A 13,214-nucleotide genomic window follows, 5' to 3' on the forward strand; every position below is an offset into this window, starting at 1 on the left:
CTGCCGTTTATAACCGCAGATCCGCTGTCTCCAGGCAAAGATGTTTTGTCCGTCCTGTACCTCTTCAAACGCGCTCAAGGGTGCGACAATTAATCCTGTTCGCGCACGTGACTTTGCCCTGCCTAACCTGCGTCAAGACTTAGGTTCGGGGCACCCTCGCGCCCGAATAGAGCGATGCCAGCGTGCCGTGCTGCGCATTTATGGACTTTCACCGTCCTATCACTTGAGGTAGAGAGCAAGATGGCTAAGGCCGCCGATGTCGTTGTGCAATGCCTGGAAAACGAAGGTGTCGAGTATGTGTTCGGCATCCCTGGTGAGGAAAACCTCGACCTGCTGGAATCCCTGCGCAAGTCGAAGATCAAACTGGTCCTGACCCGCCACGAACAATCTGCGGGCTTCATGGCCGCCACCTATGGCCGCCTGACCGGCAAGACCGGCGTCAGCCTGTCGACCCTCGGCCCTGGCGCGACCAACCTGGTCACCGCCAGTGCATACGCCTACCTCGGCGGTATGCCGATGATGATGATCACCGGCCAAAAGCCGATCAAGAAGTCCAAACAGGGCCGCTTCCAGATCATCGATGTGTGCGGCATGATGGCCCCCATCACCAAGTACACCCATCAGTTCGCCTCGGCCGACAACATTCCTTCGCGCATGCGTGAAGCGTTCCGCCTGGCTGAAGAAGAAAAACCAGGCGCCGTGCACCTGGAACTGCCGGAAGACATCGCTGCCGAGCAGACCGATGCCATGCCGATCCCGCGCAGCCTGCACCGCCGCCCGCTGGCCGAGCACGTGGCCATCGAAGCCGCCATCGAAAAACTGCGCACCGCTCGCAGCCCGATCCTGGTGATCGGTGCCGGCGCCAACCGCAAGATGACCGCCAAGGTCCTCAAGCAACTGATCGACAAGACCGGCATTCCGTTTGTCACCACCCAGTTGGGCAAGGGTGTGGTCGACGAGCGTAGCCCGCGCTTCCTGGGCAACGCCGCGCTGTCGTCCGGTGACTTCGTCCACCGCGCAATCGAAGCGGCCGACCTGATCATCAACATTGGCCACGATGTGATCGAAAAGCCGCCGTTCTTCATGGTCCGTGGCGGCACCGAAGTCATCCACATCAGCTTCCGCTCCGCCGAAGTCGATGCCGTGTACTTCCCACAGGTCGAAGTGATCGGCGACATCGCCAACGCCGTCTGGCAAATCGCTGAAGGCCTGGGCGACACCTCGCACTGGGACTTCACCCGCCTCATGACCATCCGTGAAGCCAACGAAGCGCAAATCGCCGAAGGTGCCGACGACGACCGCTTCCCGGTCTACCCGCAGCGCTTGGTCGCCGACATCCGTCGTGTGCTGCCGTCTGAAGGCATCGTTGCCCTCGACAACGGCATCTACAAGATCTGGTTCGCCCGTAACTACAAGGCCCACAAGCCGAACACCGTGCTGCTCGACAACGCCCTGGCGACCATGGGCGCCGGCCTGCCGTCGGCGATGGCAGCGCACCTGGTGTACCCGGACCGCCCGGTAATCTCGGTATGTGGCGACGGCGGCTTCATGATGAACAGCCAAGAGCTGGAAACTGCAGTTCGTCTGGGCATGCACGTCACCGTGGTGATCTTGCGTGATGACGGCTACGGCATGATCCGCTGGAAGCAGGCCAACATGGGCTTCACCGATTTCGGCCTGGACTACGGCAACCCGGACTTCGTCAAATACGCCGAAGCCTACGGTGCCAATGGCCACCGTGTGGAAAGCGCCGAAGGCTTGCTGCCGCTGCTCGAGCACTGCATCAAGACCCCTGGCGTACACGTGATCGACTGCCCGGTCGACTACAGCGAGAACGACCGCATCCTCAACAGCGAGCTGCGTGAGCGCGCGCTGGCGGTGTAAGGCTTAACGGCCTATTCGCGGGGCAAGCCCGCTCCCACAAGTACTGCACAGTTCCTGAGGACTGTGCTTACCTTGGGAGTAGGCACGCCCCCGCGAATGCTTTGCGCCAGACACCAAGTGGTATTAAATAAACACCGCGCCTGTCACTCTACGATTCTCCATTCTCACGTTCCCCAACCCTTGGCGAACACGAGAACATGACGATCGGATCGACTCATAACCACCCCGCACACTTGGCCATTGAGCCGTCATCCCCAGCCCAGCCATGGGCTGCACGTTACCCCAATCCACCCGATCTCTGTTTTGATTACCGCCGGTTGCTCGAACAAGCGGGAGGTATAGCCCGTGCTACTCAGCCGCATCACCGAATATGCATTATCGGTGCTGGTGTAACGGGTTTGACCGCTGCACGGGAGCTGTTGCGTTGCGGTTTTACCCATATCACCCTGATTGAGCAATCGAAGCGTGTGGGCGGGCGTCATTTGACTGTGGTGAACACGCTTGGGGATCACAAGCACCCCACCACCCCATTCGAAATGGGGGCTATGCGCATGCCGTTGTTCAATAGGACAGGAGAGCCACCCAAGGACGGTCGCTCGCTTATGGCCTATTACGCCAATGTGTTCGAGCTGCGCCTGACTGACTTTCCCAATCCCGGAACGCCCTGGGTGAATGCCACCGGTATTTATCTGCGAGAGGGTCAGCTGGATGGGAAGGGGGATCCAACGCTACTGATTTGGCTTAACCCGGAGGGAGACACACTACCTCCCACCCTCACGCTGCAGAATGTCTACAACAAATGGCGGCGCTTTGCGGAGCATTTCGCCGAGCGGGTCGCTGCTCATTATGGGACGGTGGATTGGGAGGCGATGTGGTCGGCAATCGTCGAACGTTATCACCGCTTGTCTTTCCGGGACCTGGTGCAGTTGCCTGCCCTTGACGCCTGGAACGCTGAAAACCCCGGAGACTTCGGCGGATTGGGGATGAACAGCGATGAGTCGGCAATTTTCTATGCAATCGGCATTGGAGATGGCAGCTGGGGCGCATTCTATGATGTCTGCTGCTTGTACCCGCTGCGTACTGCGATCTTTGGCTTCAGCAGCCATTTGCAGTTGGTGCATGGGCGTGTTGATGAGGGCGGCATACCCTACGTCGCACCGTATTTGGGAGCGGGCCAGTTACCCGATAGCAAAGGGCTCATGTTTCAGGCGCCTGCCTATTTGGGCCTTGCGGCGATGGATGATTGTCTGCTGTTCATGGACGTTGGGATGCAAGGCACATCGCTTTATGATCACTTCATTCAACGAGACGACGGTCTGCTGACCGACAGTTCAGTCTGCGCATTGCACAAGCAGTCTGATGGGCATGTCCGGGTGGAGTATCGCTGGCAGCACAGTGACCCGGCACATAGCCAGGTTTTGCACGAGGATTTCGACAGCGTAATCCTCACCACGCCTTCATGGCTGATTGAAACCCAGATACAGATCAATGGCTTCAATCGAGAGATTCTGCCGCAACGGATCATCGATGCCTGGAAGCATGCTCACTGGGAAACCAGTTGCAAGGTCTATGCACCACTCAAAAAAAGCTTTCTCGACCGCAAAGTGGCCATCCCTCAAATCCTCGTCACTGACAGCTTCGTGCACGATGTTTATGTCTACCGCTACAACGACAGCTACTCCGATGACTGCATCCTGCTCAGTTATACCTGGGAAGATGACGCCACTAAATTGGGGGCGATATCAGATCAGGCGTTGGGCAACAAATGCATCCAGGAACTCGACCGTATTCTGATGCGCTGTACCAATATGGGGGAAGCCATATCGCCTTACATCGATACTCGAAACATCCGCATACAGCGCTGGATGACAGATAGAAATGCTCTCGGCTGCGCAAAGCTGTACAGGGCAGGTACCTATTACGACGCAGTCAGCCTGATGAAATACAACCGCGACCTCAGCGCTGCCTCCGGACTCTATCTGGCGGGAGAGTCCTTCTCTGTTGACGCGGGTTGGACCGAGCCGTGCCTGCGCACTGCAATCGATACCGTGATCAACCTCTGCAATCGCACGAAAGCCACGTTCAATGGAGGCTTCACCTTGGATCATTACCCGCATTATCAAGTGCGGTAATCAGGGCGTCGGCAATCAATATGTAGGATCCTTCCCTCAATAATTCTTCCTTTTCCCTACGATCTTGTGGGAGCGTCCTGACTGTCGCTCCCAGGCTCAACCCCGCTTTACTGGCGCCCTTCCACAACAAACATAAAAGGAAGCCGCCATGTCTGAACACTGCACCCCTGTCAGCCCCGTGCGCATCGCAGTCATCCAGTATGACCCTCAAGTGGGGGTCGAGCACGGTGATAGCAATGTGAGCAGGGGCCTGGCATTGGCCCGGCGCGCCGTGCGCGAAGGTGCCAACCTGATTGTGCTGCCAGAGCTTGCCAACTCCGGTTATACGTTCCACTCGCGGGCAGAAGCCTATGCCCATGCGCAGACCCTGCACGACGGGCGCAGTGTCCAAGCCTGGGCGGACTTTGCGCGGGATCATCACATCTATCTGGCGGCGGGGTTCGCCGAACGGGATGGGATGAAGCTGTATGACAGCGCCGTACTTTTCGGCCCCGAGGGAATGCTTGGGCACTACCGCAAAGCGCACCTATGGAACCAGGAGAAGCTGTGGTTCACGCCCGGTAACCTCGGCTTCCCGGTGTTCGAAACCCCCATTGGGCGTATCGGCCTGCTGATCTGCTGGGATATCTGGTTCCCCGAAGTCCCCCGCCTGATGGCTGCACAAGGCGCCGACATCCTCTGCAGCCTCAACAACTGGGTGTGGACGCCGCCGCCGCTGTTCGATGAGGCCGGGCGCTGCATGGCTTCTTACCTGACCATGACCGCAGCGCACGTCAACAACGTCTATATCGCCGCTGCCAACCGAATTGGCAGCGAGCGTGGCGGTCGTTTTCTGGGCTGTTCGCTGATTGCCGGCACCAACGGCTGGCCGATCGGAGAAGTGGCAAGCGCGGAAGAGGAAAGCATCCTCTATGCCGATGTAGACCTCAGTGCGGCTCGGTCTGCGCCGATCTGGAACAGCCTCAATGATCTGCCGCGAGATCGGCGTACCGATCTTTATGACCACACCCTCGGTTATCGCCTGCATGCCCCGATGCCGCGCTGAGGAGGCAGAACATGAACGAGATAAGCATCCCGAACAGGCAAAGGCCACCGCTGGTGATATTGGCCTGCCTGACCGTATTGCTGATAGTTAGCCTGGTTTTCGGCCAATGGCCGGACTACGCACAGCTCACCGCCACACTTGATCAACCCCTGAGCCGTTTGCGCTGGATAGTCGGCGACATCAGCGAAGTCGCTTTCTACAAGCACGAGTTGCCGGCTCTGGGCCTGCTGCTGGGGGCTTGTCTGGCGCATTGGGCCGGTCTTCGTGGCTACCGCTGGCAAGGTTTTGCCATTTGTTATGGCACTGGGCTGTGGCCGTGGGTGTTCACCAGCTCGCTGCTCGGCCTGTTGCTCAGCCACGTCTTGTGGGGGTGGACGCTGGCTGGGGGAGGGTGGCAACCGACCTTCGTTGCTTTCGTGTCGCTGCCGGCTGCCATGGTATTGCTGTTTGGCGGAGGCTGGCAGGTGACGATTACCGGGGCGCTACTCGGTGCGCTGCTGGTAACGCCTGCCAGCCTGCTCCTGGTCAATTACCTGTGCATTCCTTTGCAGTTGCCGGTGGTCATCGGCAACGTTGGCGGCATGGCCGTGGCGAGCGTAGTGGCTTTCCTGCTGTGCAAGCGTTTCCCGTCATGGGTGCACCAAGGCAAAAGGCCCGCGGGGTTGCAGCCCGTCACTCGTCAACCTGATTACGGTGTGGTCTGGACCTTTCGACGTGTGTTGGCTGACTTCAGTGAAGCGCCATTTTTCGGCAATGAGCTTGCCAGCCTCGGGTTGTTGCTGGGCCTGCTGTTGGCCTATGTGATTGCGCCTGCCGCACCAGCCTACGGTTCGCAACTGGTCGTGCAGATGGTGGCAGGCCAGGCGCTGGCGTCATTGGTGGGGGTGCTGGTGTGGCGTCGTCAATGGCAGGCGCGCGGCTGGTACCCCACTTACATTCCCATTGTGTCGATCGTTCCGGCTGCCGTGCTGATTCACGGTGGTGACTGGCAGGTTGTGGTAGCCAGCGCGGTGCTGGGTGCGCTGGTAGCGCCGCCATTGGCGGTGGCCATCAGTGGCCGGTTGCCAAGCTATATGCATGGCTACATCGGAAATGTCTTGTCCATGGCCTTCAGTACATTGGCGATCGTGCCGCTGGTGGGGCTGATAGGAGGTGCGGCATGACTGAGTCTCCACAGTTGCCTCGGCTGTCGATCGCCAGCCTGGGCGGCACCGTCAGCATGCAGGTCGATACGGTTGAAGGGGGGGTAACGCCAACGCTCGATTGTGAGAAGCAACTGTCCTTGCTGCCAGCGCTCAGGCAAATGGCGCACCTCGAAGTGGCGACGCTGGGCATGCTGCCCAGCGCCTCGCTCGGGTTTGTGACGCTGCTTGAAGTGCTGGCGTGGGCGCGTGGTCAGGTAGAGCGCGGTGCGCAGGCCGTGATGCTCACTCAAGGGACCGATACGCTAGAGGAGACGGCTTACTTCTTCGACCTGCTCTGGCCATTCGATGCCCCCTTGGTGCTGACCGGTGCCATGCGTTCGGCCAGCCAACCGGGCTGTGACGGGCCGGCCAATCTACTGGCGGCCGCGCAAGTGGCGTTAGCCCAGGCCAGTCAGGGGCGTGGCGTGCTGGTTGTGATCAACGACCAGATCCACAGCGCCGCGAAGGTTCGTAAGGTCGCCAGCCTGGCGATGTCCGCTTTCGAGTCACCAGGCAGTGGCCCCGTGGGCGAAGTGGTCGAAGGTGTTGCGCGCTATCACCACCAGCCTTCACCACGGGAGGTACTGCCACTGCCGCATCGTCTGGATCATCGCGTTGCCCTGTTGGAGGCCTGCCTGGATGCGGACACTGCCCTGTTGCAGGCCTTGCCGGCGCTGGGTTACGAGGGGCTGGTGATTGCGGGGTTTGGTGCCGGGCACGTCTCGGGCGCCTGGTCCGAGATGCTGGGCCAACTCACGCCCGGCTTGCCCGTGATCATGGCTACCCGCACAGGCAGGGGGCCTACGGCGCTGGCGACCTATGGGTTTGTCGGCGGCGAGATCGACCTGCAGAAAAAAGGGCTGCACATGGCTGGGCAACTTTGCCCGCGCAAGTGCCGAGTCCTGCTCTGGCTGCTGATCGGGTCAGGCAGGCAGGCCCTGCTGCCCATGTGGTTGCCACGCTAGCGAAACTGCCCGTAGCCTCGTCGCTGCGGGCAGCCTTCTGGTGCGTGCTGTGCTAGGGTGCGTGCACTTTTGCTTTTCAGGACAACCCCCATGCTCCCCGCGCTCAGCGAAAAAGAACTCGACCGCCTCGAAGACCTGCTGATCACTTACGGCAACGATTATTCGGTACTCAACCTGGCCGAGCTCAATGGCTTTTTTACCGCCCTGGCCAGTTCCCCGATCACCGTCCACCCCGAACAATGGTTGCCAGCCGTGGCGGGTGGCAAAGTGCCGAAATTCAAGAAGCCCGCGCATGAAGAGGCGTACACGGCGTTGATGTTGCGTTACGCCAGCCAAGTGGCGGACGAACTGGGTGACAACATCGATCAGTTCGAACCGCTGTTCGAGGAAAATGAAACCGACGATGGCGCTGTGATCATCATGGAAGAGTGGTGCTTCGGCTATATGCGCGGTACCCAGGTCGCCAGCTGGGACGCGTTGCCGCCGGAGCAGGATCAACTGCTCAAGGCCATTTCCCTGCATGGGCTGGAGGACAACTTCGAGTTGCTCGATCAAATGCGTGAAGAGGACATTCAAGCCTGTGTGCCTCAGGTGATCGAGGCGGCACGCCAGTTGTTCAAGTTCCATAATCAGCGGCACTGAGCCGAAGATGCAGCCTATGCACTCCACTGTAAAAGCGGCCTAGCGCCGCTTCTACAAGCATTATTCCGCCACGCGAAATTATGGTTTCCCCCCAGCACTGATTCTGCTGCCAGTTGAATCGGTCCAACATGGCCTCCACCAGCCCATTCCGGCGCTGACCAGGAGCCAAGCCCATGTCGACCGCGATCAAACTCTACAACTTCCCCAAGTCTGGCCACGCGCACCGTATCGAGCTGATGCTCTCGTTGCTGAAGCTGCCGACCGAGCTGGTTTTCGTCGACCTGGCCAAAGGTGAGCATAAGCAGCCTGCGTTCCTTGCCCTCAACCCGTTCGGCCAGGTGCCGGTCATCGACGACAACGGCACCGTCATCGCCGACTCCAACGCCATCCTGGTGTACCTGGCCAAGAAATACGACAACGGCACCTGGTTGCCCGAGGAGCCCGAAGCCGCAGCGCGCGTGCAACGCTGGCTGTCGGTCGCCGCAGGCCCATTGGCCTTTGGCCCGGCTGCCGCTCGCCTGGTGACCGTGTTCGGCGCCGCGTTCAACACCGATGAAGTCATCGGCCGTGCCCACACCCTGCTCAAGGTGATCGACGCCGAACTGGCCAAGGCCCCCTTCCTGACAGGCAGTGAGCCCACCATCGCCGACGTTGCCAACTACTCCTACATCGCCCACGCACCAGAGGGCAATGTCTCGCTGGAGCCCTACGCCAACGTGCGCAGCTGGCTGGCACGGATCGAGGCGCTGCCAGGTTTCGTGCCGATGCCGCGTACCGCCACGGGCCTGCAAGCCGGCGATTGAGCTCAACCCCCCTTCGAGGAATGCCACCATGCACCAGCTTCCAGGCCATCGCGCGTCACCTTGGCACAGCGGTGAGAAGATCCTGCAGGAAAAGGTCGGTGTGTCGGAGCGCATGGAGGTGTTCGGGCAGAAGGTCATTCGCGACTTCATGCCAGACCAGCATCGCGCGTTCTATCAGCAGTTGCCGTTCATGGTGGCGGGCAGTGTGGATGCCCACGGCAGGCCGTGGGCGACCTTCCTCGAAGGCCCGCAAGGCTTCGTCAGCTCGCCCGACCCACGCCAGTTGCTGATCAACGTGGACCTGAAAGCGGATGACCCCGCCACACCAGGGCTGGCGAGCGGGCAGGCAATCGGGCTGCTGGGCATCGAGTTGCATACGCGCCGGCGCAACCGAATCAACGGCCTGATCGGCCAGGCACGTAACGGGCAACTGGAAGTGACGGTGGAGCAGTCGTTCGGCAACTGCCCTCAGTACATCCAGCTGCGCGAGTACACGCGTAGCGATGAGCCGGCAAAAGGGCGCGTCGATGCCACTGCACTGGATGCCCGCGCGGTTGCCATGATCGAAGCGGCCGATACCTTTTTTGTCGCAAGCTACGTCGCGCAAGACGATGGCCCGCGTTCGGTCGATGTGTCCCACCGCGGCGGTCGGCCTGGGTTCGTCAAGGTCGAGGGCAACCGCCTGACCATTCCCGACTACGCCGGTAATTTGCACTTCAACACGCTGGGCAACCTGTTGGTGAACCCGGTGGCAGGGTTGCTGTTCATCGACTTCGCCACCGGCAATGTACTGCAGCTTTGCGGGCATGCCGAAGTGGTACTGGAGAGCCCTGCCATCAATGCGTTCGAGGGCGCCGAGCGGCTGTGGACGCTGGACGTCGAGCACGTGGTATGGCGCCCGGCAGCCGTGTCGCTGCGCTGGGCCTTTAAAGAATACGCGCCGACCAGCCTGATGACCGGTACCTGGGCCGAGGCCGGCGAACGCCTGCAACAGCGTGAGCGTCAGCGTCAATGGCAGGCGTGGCGGGTGGTGCGCCTAGAGCAGGAGAGCCGTGATATTCGCTCGTTCTACCTGGCGGCAGATGCACCCGTGCAGTTTGCGCCAGGGCAGCATATTCCTGTGCGTATCGCGCTGGGCAGGGATGCCCCGCTGATTCGTACCTACAGCGTTTCCAGCGCCCCGTCGGACGGTTACCTGCGCATCAGCGTCAAGGCCCAGGGCCCGGCATCGCGCTATCTGCATGAGCGCATTGCGGTGGGGGACCTGCTCGATGTGCGCCTGCCCATGGGCAGTTTTACCCTGGATGAGCAAAGCGCACGGCCGATTGTACTGATTGGCGCGGGCGTGGGTATCACGCCATTGATCGCCATGCTACGAGCACAATTGGCCCGGCGTCAGGCGCGGCCTATTCACCTGTTTCACGGTGCGCGAAGCCTGGCGGACTTGCCCTTCCAGCAAGAACTGGCGGCGCTGCGCCAGCAAGCGGGCGAATGGTTGCGTGTACACCGTTGCCTGAGCCAGCCTGAGGCCGAGGCGGTCAGGGGGCGCGACTACGAGCATGCTGGCCGGCTGGGCATTGAGCAGGTGAAAGCCCAGCTGGCGCTGGATGACTACGATTTCTATGTGTGTGGCCCAGCGAGTTTTACCCAGGACCTGTACGAAGGGCTGCGTGCCGTGCATGTACCCGACGCACGTATCCATGCCGAAGCCTTTGGGCCATCGACGCTCAGGCGGCACACCGACGACGACCAGCCGGTGCTGCAGCAGCCCCCGGCTGCCAGCGAAGCGGTGCCGGTGTATTTCGCCAGCTCGGCCAAGGAGGCGCGCTGGGCGCCGGGCAGCGGTACCTTGCTGGAACTTGCCGAGGCGCGTGGGTTGTCGCCGGATTTCAGCTGTCGGGGTGGTTCATGCGGCACCTGCAAGACCAAGGTGGTGAGTGGGCAGGTGCATTACCCGAACCCGCCTGCCGAGATGCCGGAAAGCGGTACGGCGCTGATCTGCTGTGCCGTGCCGGCTAAAGTGGAGGAGGGCGCGCAGGCCTTGGTGCTGGAACTGTAGTGCTGACTGTGGTGGCCTGCGCACAGGGCAGCGAAAAAACCGCAGATAATCGATAATCCACCCCCCCCGACATCCCAGGAGCCGGCATGGATCAGATTCACCTGATGAAGGTGTTCGTAGCAGTTGGCGAGCTGGAAAGCTTCGCCGCTGCCGCCCGCCGGTTGGACATCTCGCCCGCCGCGGTAACCCGTGCTGTCAGTGCCCTGGAGGACCAGTTGGGGGTCAAACTGCTGCTGCGCACCACCCGTAGCGTGCGCCTGACCGAAGCGGGTGGCCGCTACCTGGAGGACACCCGGCATATTCTCGCCAGCATCCACGAGGCCAATGAAGCCGCGGCCGGCATCAACGCCACGCCCAAGGGTGACTTGGCCGTTACCGCGCCGATCCTGTTCGGCAAGAAATTCGTCATGCCGTGCATCGTTCGTTACCTGCAGCAATACCCCGAGGTCGACGTGTCTGCGTACTTCCTCGACCGGGTGGTGAACATGGTCGAGGAGGGCATGGACGTGGCTGTGCGCATCGGCCCGCTGCCAGACTCCGGCCTGAAGGCGCTGCGGGTGGGCAGGGTGCGGCGCATGCTCTGCGCCTCGCCGGACTACCTGGCGCGCCACGGCGTGCCGCAACACCCATCGGACTTGCCAGGCCATGCGGTGATCGGCACCACCAACTTGTCGCCCCGGGCCGGTTGGCGCTTCGGCGTGACGGATGAGCCGACCCTGGTCCGCATGAAGCCGCGGTTGACCGTGACCAGCAATGATGGGGCGATTGCCGCAGCCAGTGGCGGGCTGGGGATCGCACGGTTGCTGTCGTACCAAGTGGCGGACGAGATAGCGAACGGGCAGTTGCAGGTCATTCTGGCCGAGTACGAAGAAGCCCCCTGGCCGATTCATGTGCTGCACCGGGAGAGCAAGTACGGGTCCGCCAAAGTCAGGACCTTCATCGACATGCTAGCCCATGCGCTTCGAGCCCAAGGGCTGGATTGAGGTCGTACAACCCCCTGCAATAGCACCCCTGAAGATACACATCCGTTAACAATTTATGTTGTACGACGACCTACGACATGGCAATCTTGCGCCTGAAACAAATTGTCTCAATTAGCGCTGCCAGCGTTGAGGCACTCACCCGCACCTCTAAAAATAAGATTCAGGTGAACCATGAAGATGAAAGGCATCCGTTGGTGGATGGTCAGCCTCGTCACGGCTGGGCTCGTCGTCAACTACCTCGCCCGCAATACCCTCTCGGTGGCTGCCCCCACCTTGATGACCGACCTCTCCATCACGACCGAGCAATACGCCAAGATCGTCGCCGCCTGGCAGGTGTGCTACGCCCTTATGCAGCCGATCGCCGGCTGGTTTATCGACTTCATCGGGACCAAGCTCGGTTTTGCCGTGTTCGCCATGGCCTGGTCAGTGGCGTGTGCTGGCGCAGCTTTGGCCACGGGCTGGCAAAGCATGGCCTTCATGCGCGGCCTGCTGGGCATGACCGAAGCAGCCGGCTTGCCTGCCGGGGTCAAGGCCACCACCGAATGGTTCCCGGCCAAAGAGCGGTCGGTGGCGATCGGCTGGTTCAACATCGGCTCCTCGCTGGGTGCGTTGCTGGCGCCGCCTCTGGTGGTGTGGGCGATCCTGCACAGCGGCTGGCAACTGGCCTTTGTGATGGTCGGGGTGTCCGGCATCGTCTGGACGGTTTTGTGGATGCTGTTCTACAAACACCCTCGCGATCAGAAGCGTTTGAGCAGCGAAGAGCGTGACTACATCCTGTCTGGCCAGGAAGCGCACTTCAAGGAAGAGAAGCGCGAGAAGGGCGCCTGGAAACGCATCTTCAAGACCCGAAACTTCTACGCCATAGCCTCCGCGCGCATCCTCTCGGAGCCGGCCTGGCAAACCTTCAATGCCTGGATCCCGCTGTACCTGATGACCGAGCGGCACATGAACATCAAGGAAGTGGCGATGTTCGCCTGGCTGCCGTTTCTCGCGGCCGACATCGGCTGTGTGCTCGGTGGTTACCTGAGCCCGCTGTTCCACCGTCACTTGAAGGTGTCGCTGTTCACCTCGCGCAAGATGGTGCTGGTGTTCGGTGCCAGCTGCATGATCGGCCCAGCCTGCATTGGCCTGGTTGAAAGCCCGTATACCGCGATTTTGCTGCTGTGCATGGGTGGCTTTGCGCACCAGACGCTGTCGGGGGCGCTGTATTCGATTACGTCGGACTCGTTCAGCAAGGACCAGGTGGCCACCGCGACAGGTATGGGCGGGATGTGCGGGTACCTGGGCGCGGCGGTGTTTACCCTGGTGTTTGGCATCCTGGTGACGCAGATCGGCTACAGCCCGCTGTTCGTGGTGCTGGCAGCGTTCGATATCGTTGCGGCGGTGCTGGTGTGGAAGGTTGCGCGTGAGGTACGGGGTGAGCCGGTCGCGCGTCAGGGCGTGGCCACCGGCGAAGTGCTGGTTTAAAGCTTGAGATCGCGGGGCTGCTCTGCAGCCCATCGCCGGCAAGCCAGCTC

At 61.0% G+C, this 13,214-nt stretch carries 10 protein-coding genes; all 10 read left to right on the top strand.

All coding sequences use genetic code 11. The features are described from left to right. Window positions 1-240 precede the first annotated feature (240 nt). The 10 genes from GIB19_RS07550 to GIB19_RS07595 all read left to right on the top strand — a co-directional run bounded on the left by GIB19_RS07550 (window position 241) and on the right by GIB19_RS07595 (window position 13,164). Window positions 241-1,884 carry an acetolactate synthase large subunit gene (locus GIB19_RS07550; protein WP_099430237.1) on the top strand — a complete coding sequence of 548 codons (1,644 nt, stop codon included), beginning with the start codon at window positions 241-243 and terminating at the stop codon, window positions 1,882-1,884. A gap of 197 nt (window positions 1,885-2,081) precedes the next feature. Beyond that, window positions 2,082-4,016, top strand: coding sequence for a flavin monoamine oxidase family protein (locus tag GIB19_RS07555; RefSeq protein WP_274885112.1), 1,935 nt, complete (start codon window positions 2,082-2,084; stop codon window positions 4,014-4,016). Between the two features lie 148 nt (window positions 4,017-4,164). Next, window positions 4,165-5,061, top strand: coding sequence for a nitrilase family protein (locus tag GIB19_RS07560; RefSeq protein ID WP_265969935.1), 897 nt, complete (start codon window positions 4,165-4,167; stop codon window positions 5,059-5,061). 11 nt (window positions 5,062-5,072) lie between these two features. Next, the gene (locus GIB19_RS07565) at window positions 5,073-6,224 is read left to right on the top strand and encodes a hypothetical protein (RefSeq protein WP_099430234.1); all 1,152 of its coding nucleotides are present in this window, start codon (window positions 5,073-5,075) and stop codon (window positions 6,222-6,224) included. Further along, a complete protein-coding gene (locus tag GIB19_RS07570; RefSeq protein ID WP_099430233.1) occupies window positions 6,221-7,210 on the top strand; it encodes an asparaginase in 990 nt (329 codons plus the stop codon). The genes GIB19_RS07565 and GIB19_RS07570 overlap by 4 nt, the downstream gene beginning before the upstream one ends. 90 nt (window positions 7,211-7,300) lie before the next feature. Then, window positions 7,301-7,852: a UPF0149 family protein gene (locus tag GIB19_RS07575; RefSeq protein ID WP_027594714.1), complete on the top strand. Its 552-nt coding sequence runs from the start codon at window positions 7,301-7,303 to the stop codon at window positions 7,850-7,852. A gap of 173 nt (window positions 7,853-8,025) precedes the next feature. Continuing rightward, window positions 8,026-8,655 (top strand): glutathione S-transferase family protein, encoded by a 630-nt coding sequence (locus GIB19_RS07580; protein WP_099430232.1) that lies wholly within the window; start codon window positions 8,026-8,028, stop codon window positions 8,653-8,655. Between the two features lie 28 nt (window positions 8,656-8,683). Continuing rightward, window positions 8,684-10,714 carry a pyridoxamine 5'-phosphate oxidase family protein gene (locus GIB19_RS07585; RefSeq protein WP_274885113.1) on the top strand — a complete coding sequence of 677 codons (2,031 nt, stop codon included), beginning with the start codon at window positions 8,684-8,686 and terminating at the stop codon, window positions 10,712-10,714. An 86-nt stretch (window positions 10,715-10,800) separates the two neighbouring features. Next, on the top strand, window positions 10,801-11,697 hold the full coding sequence (locus tag GIB19_RS07590; RefSeq protein WP_027594711.1) for a LysR family transcriptional regulator: 897 nt from the start codon (window positions 10,801-10,803) through the stop codon (window positions 11,695-11,697). A gap of 171 nt (window positions 11,698-11,868) precedes the next feature. Then, the gene (locus tag GIB19_RS07595; RefSeq protein WP_099430229.1) at window positions 11,869-13,164 is read left to right on the top strand and encodes an MFS transporter; all 1,296 of its coding nucleotides are present in this window, start codon (window positions 11,869-11,871) and stop codon (window positions 13,162-13,164) included. Window positions 13,165-13,214 lie beyond the last annotated feature (50 nt).

The sequence above is a fragment of the Pseudomonas sp. ITEM 17296 genome (assembly GCF_028895205.1).
Classification (GTDB): Bacteria; Pseudomonadota; Gammaproteobacteria; order Pseudomonadales; family Pseudomonadaceae; genus Aquipseudomonas; species Aquipseudomonas kermanshahensis.